The 13,707-nt window shown below is 56.9% G+C and carries 15 protein-coding genes; 4 read left to right on the forward strand and 11 right to left on the reverse strand.

Annotated elements, in window-relative coordinates; all coding sequences use genetic code 11:
• Positions 1-7 precede the first annotated feature (7 nt).
• From ACQG03_RS12395 to nasR, 4 genes are all read right to left on the reverse strand, one after another.
• Entirely contained in the window at positions 8-796 is a 789-nt protein-coding gene (locus tag ACQG03_RS12395; RefSeq protein ID WP_042715167.1) for an ABC transporter ATP-binding protein, read from the reverse strand.
• A gap of 9 nt (positions 797-805) precedes the next feature.
• A complete protein-coding gene (ntrB, locus tag ACQG03_RS12400) occupies positions 806-1,684 on the reverse strand; it encodes a nitrate ABC transporter permease (RefSeq protein WP_022648369.1) in 879 nt (292 codons plus the stop codon).
• A gap of 2 nt (positions 1,685-1,686) precedes the next feature.
• Positions 1,687-2,934 (reverse strand): CmpA/NrtA family ABC transporter substrate-binding protein, encoded by a 1,248-nt coding sequence (locus tag ACQG03_RS12405; protein WP_063162966.1) that lies wholly within the window; start codon positions 2,932-2,934, stop codon positions 1,687-1,689.
• A 227-nt stretch (positions 2,935-3,161) separates the two neighbouring features.
• Positions 3,162-4,334, reverse strand: a complete 1,173-nt coding sequence (gene nasR, locus ACQG03_RS12410; RefSeq protein WP_063162965.1) for a nitrate regulatory protein NasR — start codon at positions 4,332-4,334, stop codon at positions 3,162-3,164.
• 73 nt (positions 4,335-4,407) lie between these two features.
• Here nasR and ACQG03_RS12415 point away from each other — a divergent pair, with 73 nt between their 5' ends.
• The 3 genes from ACQG03_RS12415 to ACQG03_RS12425 all read left to right on the forward strand — a co-directional run bounded on the left by ACQG03_RS12415 (position 4,408) and on the right by ACQG03_RS12425 (position 7,088).
• Positions 4,408-4,761, forward strand: a complete 354-nt coding sequence (locus ACQG03_RS12415) for a DsrE/DsrF/TusD sulfur relay family protein (RefSeq protein ID WP_023300288.1) — start codon at positions 4,408-4,410, stop codon at positions 4,759-4,761.
• Positions 4,762-4,867: 106 nt separating this feature from the next.
• The gene (locus tag ACQG03_RS12420; RefSeq protein WP_023306429.1) at positions 4,868-6,652 is read left to right on the forward strand and encodes a methyl-accepting chemotaxis protein; all 1,785 of its coding nucleotides are present in this window, start codon (positions 4,868-4,870) and stop codon (positions 6,650-6,652) included.
• Positions 6,653-6,848: 196 nt separating this feature from the next.
• Complete coding sequence (locus ACQG03_RS12425) at positions 6,849-7,088, forward strand: hypothetical protein (protein ID WP_015570352.1); 240 nt, start codon at positions 6,849-6,851, stop codon at positions 7,086-7,088.
• Between the two features lie 30 nt (positions 7,089-7,118).
• Here ACQG03_RS12425 and ACQG03_RS12430 read toward each other — a convergent pair whose 3' ends face one another.
• Together ACQG03_RS12430 and chaB are read right to left on the reverse strand one after the other, a co-directional pair.
• On the reverse strand, positions 7,119-7,814 hold the full coding sequence (locus tag ACQG03_RS12430; protein WP_017384255.1) for a gamma-glutamylcyclotransferase: 696 nt from the start codon (positions 7,812-7,814) through the stop codon (positions 7,119-7,121).
• Positions 7,815-7,991: 177 nt separating this feature from the next.
• On the reverse strand, positions 7,992-8,222 hold the full coding sequence (gene chaB / locus ACQG03_RS12435) for a putative cation transport regulator ChaB (protein ID WP_003856674.1): 231 nt from the start codon (positions 8,220-8,222) through the stop codon (positions 7,992-7,994).
• A gap of 268 nt (positions 8,223-8,490) precedes the next feature.
• On the opposite strand from chaB, the gene chaA reads away from it, so the two are divergent.
• Positions 8,491-9,591: a sodium-potassium/proton antiporter ChaA gene (gene chaA, locus ACQG03_RS12440; protein WP_003856672.1), complete on the forward strand. Its 1,101-nt coding sequence runs from the start codon at positions 8,491-8,493 to the stop codon at positions 9,589-9,591.
• 105 nt (positions 9,592-9,696) lie between these two features.
• Here chaA and kdsA read toward each other — a convergent pair whose 3' ends face one another.
• From kdsA to prfA, 5 genes are read right to left on the reverse strand one after another with little or no spacing between them, the layout of a single operon-like run.
• Positions 9,697-10,551 carry a 3-deoxy-8-phosphooctulonate synthase gene (gene kdsA, locus ACQG03_RS12445; protein ID WP_022648375.1) on the reverse strand — a complete coding sequence of 285 codons (855 nt, stop codon included), beginning with the start codon at positions 10,549-10,551 and terminating at the stop codon, positions 9,697-9,699.
• Between the two features lie 36 nt (positions 10,552-10,587).
• Positions 10,588-11,397, reverse strand: a complete 810-nt coding sequence (gene sirB1 / locus ACQG03_RS12450) for an invasion regulator SirB1 (protein ID WP_022648376.1) — start codon at positions 11,395-11,397, stop codon at positions 10,588-10,590.
• A 3-nt stretch (positions 11,398-11,400) separates the two neighbouring features.
• A complete protein-coding gene (gene sirB2 / locus ACQG03_RS12455; protein WP_063162964.1) occupies positions 11,401-11,793 on the reverse strand; it encodes an invasion regulator SirB2 in 393 nt (130 codons plus the stop codon).
• Positions 11,790-12,620: a peptide chain release factor N(5)-glutamine methyltransferase gene (gene prmC / locus ACQG03_RS12460; RefSeq protein ID WP_063162963.1), complete on the reverse strand. Its 831-nt coding sequence runs from the start codon at positions 12,618-12,620 to the stop codon at positions 11,790-11,792. The genes sirB2 and prmC overlap by 4 nt, the downstream gene beginning before the upstream one ends.
• Positions 12,620-13,702, reverse strand: a complete 1,083-nt coding sequence (gene prfA / locus ACQG03_RS12465; protein WP_003856667.1) for a peptide chain release factor 1 — start codon at positions 13,700-13,702, stop codon at positions 12,620-12,622. Before prfA ends, prmC begins: the two co-directional genes overlap by 1 nt.
• Positions 13,703-13,707 lie beyond the last annotated feature (5 nt).

Raw genomic sequence — 13,707 nt, forward strand, 5'->3', positions numbered from 1 at the left:
CCCCTCATTACGCCGCTTTCGGCTGTTTTTCGTAGAGGAAATGGAGGATCTGCTGGCGCATATGGTGATAGCGGCTATCGTCCGCCAGCTGCACCCGGTTGCGCGGGCGCGGCAGATCGACGCGCAGGATCTCACCCACGGTGGCCGCCGGGCCGTTGGTCATCATCAGTACGCGGTCAGAGAGCAGTACCGCCTCGTCCACATCGTGGGTGATGAGCACGATGGTGGTGTTCAGCGCCTGCTGGATCTGCATCACCGAGTCCTGAAGATGGGCACGCGTCAGCGCATCGAGCGCGCCAAACGGCTCATCCATAAGCAGCACTTTCGGCTTCATTGCCAGCGCCCGGGCAATACCGACGCGCTGCTTCATACCGCCGGAGATCTCCCCGGGGCGCTTATGCAGCGCGTGGCCCATCTGCACCCGGTCGAGATTGTGCTCAATCCACTCTTTGCGCTCGGCCTTACTCATGGTGCGACGGAAGACCTGATCCACCGCCAGCGCCACGTTGTCGAAGCAGGTTAACCACGGCAGCAGCGAATGGTTCTGGAACACTACCGCACGCTCAGGCCCCGGTCCGGCGATTTCGCGGTTGTCGCAAATCAGCCCGCCTTCCGTCGGCAGCGTGATCCCGGCGATCAGGTTTAACAGGGTCGACTTGCCGCAGCCGGAGTGACCAATCAGACTGACGGTTTCGCCCTCGTGGATATCAAAAGAGACGTTTTGCAGTGCCAGAAACTCGCCGCTGGCGGTGGAAAAACGCTGGCTCACGGCCTGGACCTGAATTAAAGGTTTCATCTTCACTCCTTATTTTTCCTGCCAGCTAAAGCGACGGGCGATCAGCATCAGCCCCTGTTCCAGCAGCAACCCGACCACGCCAATGATGACGATGGCGATGAGAATGTTTTCGACGTTGAGGTTGTTCCACTCATTCCAGATCCAGAAGCCAATGCCTAAACCTCCGGTGAGCATCTCGGCGGCGACAATCACCAGCCAGGCAATGCCAATGGAGAGACGTACCCCGGTCAACACCGCAGGCAGCACGGCGGGGAAAAGAATGCGGCGCATGATGGTCCACTCTGAGAGTTGCAGCACCCGGGCCACGTTGAGGTAGTCCTGCGGAATACGGCGTACCCCTTCGGCGGTGTTAATGACCATCGGCCAGATGGAGCAGATGAAAATGGTCCAGCTCGACGCGGGCTCCGCTTTCTGGAACAGCAGCAGGCCGATAGGCAGCCAGGCCAGCGGGCTGACCGGACGCAGGAGCGCGATCAGCGGGTTGAACATGCGGGAGAAAAAGGTGAAGCGCCCAATCAAAAAGCCCAGCGGAATGCCCGCCAGCGCCGCCAGACCGAAGCCGATGGCGACGCGCTGCAACGACGCCAGCACGTTCCAGCCAATGCCCATATCATTTGGCCCGTCGCGATAAAACGGATCGGCAAACAGGGTCATGGCCGAATCAAGCGTGCTGAGCGGCGTCGGGAAACCTTTACTGTTTATCGCCGCCAGCTGCCAGAGCACCACCAGCAGACCGAGACCGAGCAGCGCCGGGATGACGCGCTGTAAAAACTCATTCATCCGACGCGTAAACGCTGGCGCACGACGGCGAACCTGTAGCGGAGGCAGGACAATCACTTCCCCGCTCTCTGACTTCTCTTGTGGTTGCGTATTTTGCAGATGCTGCATACTCAGGCCCCTTTACGGTGAATGGCGAAGCGGTTGGCGTACCCTTCCGGATCGGTGCCGTTCCAGACGGTGCCGTCCATCAGGGTACTGCTGCGATACGGTGCTGACGGTGTGGACATGCCGCCCACGGCGGTCGCGGCATCCTGCCAGACCGCGGTCTGGTTAATGCGCTGTGCGATGCCCGCATAATCTGGCGCGGCGTTGAGCAAACCCCAGCGGCGGAACTGGGTTAAGAACCACATGCCGTCGGAGAGATACGGGTAGCTCACGGCACCCTCATTGAAGAAACGGATCGGGTGCGCATCCTGCCAGCGCTGACCGAGCCCGTTGTCGTATTCGCCGAGCATGCGTCCGGTGAGGTACTGTTCCTTGCAGTTGAGCCATGCGCGGCGCGAGAGGATCTGCGCGGTTTCACGTTTGTTTTCCGCTGACGCCTCGATCCAGCGCGCGGCTTCCATCACGGCGCTCACCAGCGCCCGTGCGGTGTGCGGATTTTTCACCACCCAGTCGCGTCGGGTGCCGAGGATCTTTTCCGGGTGATCGGCCCAGATGGACTGTGACGTGGCGGCGGTAAACCCGATGCGGTCGTTAATCGCCCGCGCGTTCCACGGCTCGCCGACGCAGAACCCGACCATGTTGCCGATGCGCATGTTCATCACCATCTGTGGCGGCGGGACCACCACAGTGCGCACGTCGTCAAACGGGTTAATGCCCGCACTGGCCAGCCAGTAGTAGAGCCACATAGCGTGTGTCCCCGTCGGGAAGGTATGCGCGAAGGTGTAGGTTCCCGGTGCCTGCTGTGTAATCAGCTTTTTCAGCCCGTCGAGATCACGAACGCCCTTCTCCGCCAGATCGCTGGAGAGCGTAATGGCCTGACCGTTCTGGTTGAGAGTCATCAGGTTCGCCATCTGCTGCGGCTTGCCCGCGATACCCAGCTCCAGTCCGTACAGCAGGCCGTAAAGAATGTGTGCGGCGTCCAGCTCCCCCGCCACCAGCTTGTCGCGCACCGCCGCCCAGCTCGCCTCCTTGGTAGGTACAATGGTAATGCCGTGTTTTTTATCGAACCCTTTCAGGGCCGCGATAACCACTGGCGCGCAATCGGTCAGGGGGATAAACCCGATACGCACGGTATCCTGCTCCGGCTTATCTGACCCCGCCGCCCATGCGGCCTGCATGACACCCGGCAACAGCATCGCACCACTCGCCAGCATGCTGGCCTGCAATAAACGCCGTCTCGACAAATCCGCCATAATTGCTCCTGAAAAAAGGCAAAAAAAAGCGCCCGACGGTGCTGAAGCACCGCTGGACGCCTTTATCCCGAAGACGTATGCACCGCCGTTGGCGCATCGTCAAAAATAGTTAATCTGTTAATGCAAAGGTGATGCCAGCTTTTTAACCCCGGCGTTACGGGGTTTCTGCAAGGAGAGCGCTCTTTTACGCACCTCAATCAGGCATTAAATGCCCACTGACTGTGCAACTACTCCCCAGGGGGTACATTCCACAGATTTTTCACCGTAAGGAGCGCACGGGCGATATCCACCATGCGTTGGTTTTTATCCATCGCCATTTTGCGCAGGGCTGTCCACGCCTGCTCCTCGCTCATGTTCTGATGCGTCATTAGCACGCTTTTGGCTTTGTCGATGGTCTTGCGCTCCTCCAGCGTGTCGCGCAGGGAAGCAAGCTGACGGGAGAGTTGCTCAATTTCACGCGCCTGCTGGCGCACCAGCGGCAGCAGTGGTCTATCCGGAAATCGCGCCAGGATATCGTCGTACTCATCGTCTATGTGCAGGTTTTCGCTATAGCGACGCTCCTCAACTGCCGTCATCAGATCGGCAATGGCCACCTCCTCCAGCGTGCGCAGATGTTCAAGACGCGCGGTTTGCAGGGCAAACCATTTGTGAGCGGTATCGCCATTATCTGCCGGAGGCTGGCGGGTGCACGCTTCACGCCTGAGTTTTTCAGTCTCCAGACCCGGCTGACAGTTGAGGGTAAACGTCTCCTGCACGTCTGGAGTGCAATGGGAGATAAAAACCTCAAAGCAGGCCTGCTGGCCATCAATGCGATCCACCAGCCGCTGGCGAGTTTCATCGTCAAAGAATCCCTGGGTGAAACCAATAGCCCCTAACGCCCGCTCTTGTCCCACAAGTTCTTTGCCCTGCATCAGGCTGTAAAGGGCCACAAATCGGCCCGCGATGTGCGGATCGTCAATGCTGTCGCTGAGTTGAGGTACGATATTGAGCAGATGACGCAGTATGCGGCTGTAGTGTTCCATCGCCTGCGGCGCGGTGACGCGTTGACCTGTAACGCCATCACGCAGCACCGTCAGCGTTTCAAGGCCGTGCAGTGCGCTGGCGATACGTTCGCAGAGGGCGCTGCCCGGCAGCGGTTCGCTAAACAGGAGGTGCAATGCCGCAAGGTTTTCATCCACCAAAGCCCTGCTGGCCTTGCATTCAGGCCCGTACAATTTACCCTGCGAGCAGAGCCAGACATTTGACGCACCGCGTTCGCACTGTAGCATATGCACCAGTCGACTGATGCCGTTCACCAGTGCGCCCAGCTGCGCTAATCTGCCGAGCTGTTCCTCCCGCAGCATTCTTGCACGCTGGAACCATTCGGTCGCGCCAGGCGAACTGCCAGCCACTATCGTCATCGTTTCTCTCTCCGATACATATTCTTCGGTATGAGAAGCAATATTCGTGCCTTTTCAAATAACAGGAGTCAACATGCAGAAGATTGTGATCGTCGCCAACGGTGCGGCCTACGGCAGTGAATCCCTTTTTAACAGTCTGCGCCTGGCAATCGCGCTGCGCGATAAGGAGAGTGAGCTGGAGCTGCGCCTCTTTTTGATGTCCGATGCCGTCACGGCCGCGCTGAAGGGGCAGAAACCCGCTGAGGGCTACAACATACAACACATGCTGGAGATCCTGACCGCGCAAAACGTTCCGGTCAAGCTGTGCAAAACCTGTACCGATGGTCGCGGCATTACCGGGCTGCCCCTGATTGATGGCGTGGAAATTGGCACGCTGGTTGAACTGGCTGAATGGACTCTTACCGCTGATAAAGTATTAACTTTTTAATAATAAATCGCTAAAAATATTATTTTCTTATGGACGCGGTTTCAGCATCAAGTTTACCTGCGCCATTGCCGATAGGCATGGAAACAACACAGCAGGTATTACACTTATGTTCAGATCCATTCGCGCCCGCATCATTGCGGCGACGACAGGCTGTATGGTCGTCGCCCTTCTTCTTAATACCATTATCAACTTTCAGGTCACGCGCCAGGATAATCAGCAGTCGCAGCGCGATATACTGACCAGCACCAGCGCCAGCCACAATATGGCGATTGCCGACTGGGTCAAAAGCAAAATGACGGTGATTGCCTCCGCGCAGAGTATCGCGCTGGCTGACGATCCGGTTCCGGTGTTTAAGCAATTAGCCCAGGCGGGCGGCTTCACCAACGTCTACGCAGGCTACGCCAGCAAGACGGCGAAATTCTCCGATCCTGCGGGGGTCCCGGCGGATTATGACCCAACCATTCGTCCCTGGTATCAGCAGGTGGTGAGCACGGATGGCCCGGTTGTGACGGCGCCCTACGTTGATGCCGGGACCGGGAAGCTGGTGGTGACGTTTGCCGTACCGGTGAAGGAGAATGGTACTCTGAAAGCAGTGGTAGCGGGCGATGTCGCCATGGATAGCGTGGTGGCGAACGTGCGCGGGATCCACCCAACGCCTGCCAGCAGCGGGTTGCTCCTGAACAGCGACGGCACGGTTATTGCCGCCAACGAGCCAACCCTGACGCTGAAGCCGTTTACCGGGACGATCAAAGGCATCGACCTTGCGGCGCTGAAGAGCGGTAATCCGGTCGACGGGACGCTGAATGATGAGGAAAAAACCTTTATAGCCTCAGCCGTGCCGGGCACGAACTGGCTGCTGGTCGTCGCCCTCGACAGCAGCGACGCTACCTCCGGCATGCGTTCCTTGCTGAAAGCGTCGGCAATCTCGCTGGTGATTCTGGCGCTTCTGAGCGGCGCCATTGTCCACCTCCTGATAGCCCGCCTGCTTAAGCGCCTGTCCGACATTCGCGACGCGATGCACAGCATTGCCAACGGCACCAACGATCTATCCCAGCGTCTGCCGGATAGCGGCGATGACGAAGTGGCGCAAATTGCGCAGGCGTTTAACGCCTTCAGCAATAAACTCTCGGTGGTGATGGTCCAGCTTCGCGACGCCAGCGCCTCAGTGAAAAACGCCGCGCAGGAGATTGCGGCAGGCAATCAGGATCTCTCCGGACGAACCGAGCAGGCCGCGTCCAGCCTGCGTGAGACCGCCAGCGCCGTGGAAGAGATAACCGCCTCCGTTACCCAGTCGAATGAATCGGCCGAAGAAGCCAACGACCAGGCCAGTAAGGCCTCTGCGGCCGCAGCGCGCGGCGGCGAAGTTGTCTCGCAGGCAATCAGCACCATGCAGTCCATCGAAGTGGCTTCTGCAAAGATTGGCGATATCACCAGCGTGATTGACGGCATCGCCTTCCAGACCAACATTCTGGCGCTTAACGCCTCCGTCGAAGCGGCTCGTGCCGGTGAGCAGGGCCGTGGGTTCGCGGTCGTTGCGGGGGAAGTGCGTAATCTGGCCAGCCGCAGCGCTCAGGCGGCGAAAGAGATTAAATCCCTTATTGACTCCACTACCGAAAGCGTTGCAACCGGCTCCCGATTTGTGCACCTTGCGGGCGACAGCATGGATGAGATCCGCGCCAGCGTCGGGAGCGTGTCTGGCATTATGCGTGAAATATCTATTGCCACCCGCGAGCAGATGAAAGGCATCCATGAAATTAACCACGCGGTGACTCACCTGGATCGCATGGTGCAGCAGAACGCTGAACTCGTTGTACAGTCTGCTGCGGCGGCCAGCGCGCTGCAAAGCCAGGCGGGCGACCTTGCTGAGACCGCTGGCCATTTCCGCATATAATTTTTCCCGGACGCGCGTTAAGCAGGGAAAACGCGCGTCGGCTGAAAGGTTTCAGAAATTTTGTCATTTTTGTTTAATCGTTGCGCCATTTTTTGATCGAAATCAGCATCACCCACCTTCCCCTTTGGTGTTATGCAATGAGTAAATTGTGAACAACATCACGCTCGGGATGGGCAAAAACGACGGGGTATAAAAAATGGCACGAGTTAAAACGAGTCTGAAACTGTTTGGCGGGGATACGGTAGTGGTGCGTTGCTCAGAACGTTGCCGCATCCATCTGATGAGTACAAAAGGGCAAAAGCAATCGCAGGCAGATATCCTTACCGTCCAGGATGATAAGGCCTGGCTGACGGTGCCTTACACCGGCACCTGGGATGTGCTGATCGACAGCCACAGCCAGTCGCTCGAACATTCCGTAAGTTACGTGGCAGCATAACCATAAACGCCCGGCCAGCCGGGCGTATTATCAGGCAAAACCCGGGCGCAGCGTATTGCTGAGCGGGTTCCCTTCCAGCAGCGCTTTAACCTTCACCACCAGCTCACTCAGACAGTCGTCCTGCATACCGAGACGCGTCAGCTCCTGATCGAGCGAGAAAAGGTACTGGGCGTTAGTGCCCAGCGGTCCACTGGCGGCGGCAATCAGCGGGGCAATCACCTGGGTTCGGGTGTCGGCTTCATACAGCGGGTGGCGCGGATCCATAATGAACACCAGCGCGTTGACGGTGCGGCCGTCGTCCAGTTCCAGCTTGCACCAGCTGGGCATATAGCAGCCGGTGATCATCTCGCGCTTCCACAGCAGTGTCAGCTCATCTTCCAGCGTGGTATCCGGCAGCCGGTATGCCACGCCCGTGGTGCGCCCGCCCTCTTTTAGTGCAAGCATACGTCCAGGCTGACAGGCGCTGCCGCGTCCGGCGGTCAGGCGCAAACAGAAGGCGCGGTGCCAGCCAGGCAGCGTTCCGGTTGCCGATTCAACAAACTCGAGCGCCGGGTTCCACATCAGAGAGCCGTAACCAAAAATCCAGACCGGGCCATCATCCGGGCGGCAGGCCAGCGTTGCCGCAAGCGACGCCGCACGTTGTTCAGCCGACCACAGAAGCGATTCCTCAATAGCACCAAATGCCGTCTTACAATCTGCCTTCATCAAGAAATCACGCGTTAACACATTCCACCTCCGCCACTGCATGCTTCCTTGCGACATCTTTAATGCGCCTTCCCGGCATTCTGTGCTGTTCATTTTAACAGCAGCTGAGCAACGATAAGCAATTCGCGGGCCAGATGCAATACAGCGGCAGTTCAACCGCCTGAAATGTCAAAATGGAGGCAGCGTATTATTCGGCAGCTATTTCTTTTTGTGCCATTTGTCATCATCCCCTTTCTCATAGTCATTTTTTACGGCGGCCCAGGCCACTTTATGCGCCGTCTCTTCACGGCTGGCATCGTCCCGGCGATCTTCTTTATCTTTGTACTGATCCCAGGCGCTGTTAAAGGCTTCTTTGTAGATATCCTGAGCGTGGGCAGGCAGTACGTTTTGCACGTTATCCGGTAATTCGCTTTTCGATTTGTATGGCATCGCTAACCTCTCTTTTGGCTAAAAGATAAGTGTGGACGACGATACGCCAGGGTGCCAGCCGACAGCAAGAAATGAACTATTTAATAGCACAAACCATTGTTATTAAATTATTATTTTGTGTAAATAAGGTATTATAAGCTTCAGGAAGAAAAATCCCATTAAAGGGTAAAATTAAGTAAAAAATACAGGGTATTTAACCGTTTTCTGTTAATTTAACACCCTCAAAATCTATCTATAATTACAAGCACCTGCACTGTTGGAGAAATACATGACAGCAACACACGAGGCGGTAAAGACCCGCCACAAGGAGACCTCTCTCATTTTCCCGGTTCTGGCACTGGCTGTGCTGCTCTTCTGGGGAAGCAGTCAGTCATTGCCAGTGGTTGTGGGGATCAATATTCTGGCTCTGGTGGGTATTTTAACCAGTGCATTTAGCGTGGTACGCCATGCGGATGTTTTAGCCCACCGTCTTGGAGAGCCGTATGGGTCATTAATTTTAAGCCTTTCGGTTGTGATTCTTGAGGTCAGTCTAATTTCCGCATTAATGGCCACCGGCGACGCCGCACCAACGTTAATGCGCGATACGCTCTACTCCATCATTATGATTGTTACCGGCGGCCTGGTCGGTTTTTCGCTTTTATTAGGTGGCCGCAAATTTGCCACCCAGTACATGAACCTTTTTGGCATTAAACAGTATCTGATCGCCCTGTTCCCGCTGGCGATTATCGTGCTGGTATTCCCGATGGCATTGCCGGGCGCAAACTTCACCACCGGCCAGGCGCTGCTGGTGGCGCTGATTTCCGCGGCAATGTACGGCGTGTTCTTGCTGATCCAGACCAAAACGCACCAAAGCCTGTTTGTTTACGAGCATGAAGACGACGGCGACGATGATGACCCGCATCACGGTAAGCCGTCGGCCCACAGCAGCGCGTGGCACACGGTTTGGCTGATCGTGCATCTGATTGCGGTAATTGCGGTCACCAAGATGAATGCGAACCCGCTGGAGGCGCTGTTAACTGAACTGAACGCGCCGGTCGCCTTTACCGGTTTCCTGGTAGCCCTGTTGATCCTGTCGCCAGAAGGCCTGGGTGCGCTGAAAGCGGTGCTCAATAATCAGGTGCAGCGTGCGATGAATCTGTTCTTTGGCTCCGTTCTGGCGACCATCTCCCTTACCGTTCCGGTGGTAACGCTTATTGCCTTTATGACGGGGAATGAATTGCAGTTTGCGCTGGGTGCACCAGAGATGATTGTGATGGTGGCATCCTTGCTGCTGTGCCAGATATCCTTCTCCACCGGCCGCACCAATGTGCTGAACGGCGCGGCGCATATGGCGCTGTTTATTGCGTATCTGATGACGATATTTGCGTAATTTTTTTGCCGGGTGGCGCTGCGCTTACCCGGCCTACGAAACCCGTAGCCCCGCGCAAGCGTAGCGCCGCCGGGCAAAGAAAAACCCGCCGAAGCGGGTTTTTTATTAGTTGCTGGTATCCAGCTCGTCGAAGCTCTTCACCAGATCGTCAATCGCTTTAATCTGTTTCAGGAATGGCTCCAGCTTATCCAGCGGCAGCGCGGATGGACCGTCGCATTTCGCGTTAACCGGATCCGGGTGCGCTTCAATGAACAGACCCGCCAGGCCGGTTGCCATACCGGCGCGCGCCAGTTCGGTCACCTGCGCACGACGCCCGCCAGACGCGGCGCCAAACGGGTCGCGACATTGCAGGGAGTGGGTCACGTCGAAAATCACCGGAGACTGGTTAGAGACGTTCTTCATTACGCTGAAGCCCAGCATATCCACAACCAGGTTGTCATAACCGAAGTTTGAACCACGGTCGCACAGGATCACCTGGTCGTTACCACCTTCGATAAACTTATCGACGATGTTACCCATCTGGCCAGGGCTCACGAACTGCGGTTTTTTCACGTTAATCACGGCACCGGTTTTCGCCATCGCTTCTACCAGGTCAGTCTGGCGCGCCAGGAACGCCGGAAGCTGAATCACGTCTACCACATCAGCCACGGGCTGTGCCTGAGACGCTTCGTGCACGTCGGTGATCACTTTCACGCCAAACGTCTGTTTCAGCTCCTGGAAAATCTTCATCCCCTCTTCCAGGCCCGGGCCACGGTAGGAGTGAATGGAGGAGCGGTTGGCTTTGTCAAAAGAGGCTTTAAACACGTACGGGATGCCCAGCTTCTGGGTCACGGTCACGTAGTGTTCGCAGATGCGCATAGCGAGATCGCGGGATTCCAGAACGTTCATACCGCCAAACAGCACGAACGGCAGGTCGTTTGCCACGTTGATATCACCAATGCTAACCACTTTTTGTTTCATAGGATCGCCTTATTCAGGTGTGAATCGGAATTAAGATTAATGCAGTGTAATGTGTTTATGCGCGATCGCGTTGATCTGCGCGCGAATCATTTCGCTGATCGGGTCTTCCGGACATTGCTCGACGAAGTAATTCAAATCATTCAGCGCCACGTGTTCGCAGTCTAGCTGCGCATAAATCAGGCCGCGGTCGCGGATTTCGTACGGATCTTCCGGATTGAACTGCAACAGCACTTCGCTTGCGCGCAGGGCCAGCTCCATCTGACGCTCTTCCATCAGCGCAGACTTCAGCGTATCCAACAGCTTGCGGATCACTTCGGCGTTATCGGCTTCATCGAGATCTTCATTGAACAGCTCCGCTATCGGGCTGATGTTGCCTTTCAGCCAGACGTCCAGCGTATGCTCATCCAGCGTGTCCCCGTTAAACGGATTGATTAACCACATCTCACCGTCCAGCCACTCCGCCCGCAAAATCATCTGCGTGGGGAAAATGACCGGCACCAGTGGAATATCCAGTCGGTGCGCAACCCACAGTAAAATGGCGCCCAACGCGACGGCGCTACCCTGTCGATTTTTCAGCACCTGGTCCAGCCACAGTGCGTCAGACAGGCGATACACGCCTCGCGTGTCGCAGAAACCCCATTCGCCGTAGAAAAGCTCAATCAGCTTCTCTAATTGCCAGTCTTGCGGACGTGCCTGATTGATCTCTTCGCGCGCCAGGCTGACCAGATTTTCCAGTTCAGCGTAAACGTACTGTGATGTGAAATCGTCGCGGATCATCTCTGAAATCAGGATCATACCATCGCATAGCGGCACTTTGTTAAATTCGAAATCGGCTAAGGACCTCATGACTTACCCCAGTAACGGTATTCTTGTGGTGGCGAGTTTAATGATGATGTACAGCACCACCAGACCCAGCAGAAAAGCGATATACCCTGTCTGCTGGCTGCGCGGACGATGACGCCCAAGCGCGATAAAACCCAAAACGATGTAGATGATAACGCCAAACAGCTTTTCAGTCAGCCATAGGCCTTTATCAGTAAATGGCAGATAGCCGGTCTTCCACATTAACCCGGCTCCGGAAAGGAACAGCACTGTGTCGATACCGTGTGGGGCGATACGTACCCAGCGGGCGTTAATCAGCGGATTATTGCTGTAGCGCCACCAGTAGCGGACAATGAAAAAGCCGATGGTCAGGGCAACGGAAACCAGATGAACGGAGATCAGCAGCGCAAACAGGCTCATGACCACTGCCCCAGCGTCAGACGTTCATTGCCGCCGTAATCCCGGCAGGTTTCCACGGCGGCGTATCCGGCACGCGTAAACAGTGCTCGCACCGCCTCTCCCTGCGTCCACCCATGTTCCACCAGCAGCCAGCCACCGGGAAGCAAATGTTGCCGTGACGTTGTCACAATGTGATCGAGATCCGCAAGTCCCTGATTCGCAGCGACCAGCGCGGTCAACGGTTCGAAACGCACGTCGCCCTGCGCGAGATGCGGATCGTCTTCGTCGATGTAGGGCGGATTGCTGACAATCATTTCGAACGTGCGGCTTTCAAGCGCGGCAAACCAGCTGCTTCGCAGAACGGAAACATTGTTCAACCCCAGCCGTTCAACGTTGCGCCGCGCGAGGGCGACCGCATCAGGCATCACGTCTACCGCCGTCACAGTGCAGTCCGGCCGCTCGCTGGCAAGCGCCAGCGCAATCGCACCGGTGCCGGTACCCAGATCGAGGATCTGACACGACTGCGCCGGTAACCGCGCCAGCGCCTGCTCCACCAGACACTCTGTGTCCGGGCGCGGGATCAGCGTCGCCGCTGAGACGTACAGCGGAAGTGACCAGAACTCGCGCTCGCCAACCAGATGCGCCACCGGCTCGCCGGTTTTACGGCGGGCGAGCAGCGCCTCCAGCTGCGATAGCTGTTCCGCTGTCAGTTCGGTTTCGCCGAAAGCCAGCAGATACGTGCGGGCTTTACCCGTCACATGCTCAAGCAGAATTTCGGCGTCCCGCTTCGGGCTTTCACTTTCTGAAAGTTCACGGGCTGCCTCATGTAACCAGCGCTGAAAATCCATTAATCCTGCTCGGACAGCGCCGCCAGCTGGTCGGCCTGGTATTCCTGCACGATAGGCTCAATCAGCATATCGAGCTTGCCTTCCATTGCCTCATCCAGACGGTAGAGCGTCAGGTTGATGCGGTGGTCGGTTACGCGCCCCTGCGGGAAGTTATAGGTGCGGTTACGATCGCTACGGTCGCCGCTGCCCAGCAGGTTACGGCGGGTAGAGGCTTCCGCCTGCTGGCGTTTCGCCATTTCCGCCGCGTGGATACGGGCACCCAGCACGGATAACGCCTTAGCTTTGTTCTTGTGCTGGGATCGCTCGTCCTGACACTCAACCACAATCCCGGTGGGCAGGTGAGTAATACGGATAGCGGAGTCGGTGGTGTTAACGTGCTGACCACCCGCCCCTGAAGAGCGGAAGGTGTCGATGCGCAGATCCGCCGGGTTGATATCCGGCAGTTCCGCTTCCGGCAGCTCGGGCATGACCGCCACCGTACAGGCCGAAGTGTGAATGCGTCCCTGAGATTCTGTCGCAGGCACACGCTGCACGCGGTGACCACCGGATTCAAACTTCAGCCGACCATAAACGCCGTCGCCGCTGATTTTGGCGATAACCTCTTTGTAGCCGCCATGCTCGCCTTCGTTGGCGCTCATGATCTCTACGCGCCAGCGGCGTGATTCCGCATAACGGCTGTACATACGGAACAGATCTCCGGCGAACAGCGCCGCTTCGTCGCCGCCGGTACCGGCGCGGACTTCCACAAAAGCGTTACGCTCATCGTCCGGATCTTTTGGCAGCAGAAGGACCTGAAGCTGCTGCTCCATCTCTTCTGACCGTGCTTTAGCGTCCTGCAACTCTTCCTGGGCCATCTCGCGCATTTCAGGATCGTCGAGCATCATCTGCGCGGTTTCGATATCTTCCTGGACCTGTCGCCAGTCGGTAAAGCATTTTGAAACATCACTTAGCTGCGCGTATTCACGCGACAGCGCGCGAAAACGTTCCTGGTCGGCAATGGTCCCGGCATCGCCGAGCAGCGCCTGGACTTCTTCATGGCGCTCGTGCAGAGCTTCCAGTTTAGCGACGATAGAAGGCTTCATAGGCG

It is taken from the genome of Enterobacter cloacae complex sp. 342H5 (assembly GCF_050030905.1).
GTDB lineage: Bacteria > Pseudomonadota > Gammaproteobacteria > Enterobacterales > Enterobacteriaceae > Enterobacter > Enterobacter intestinihominis.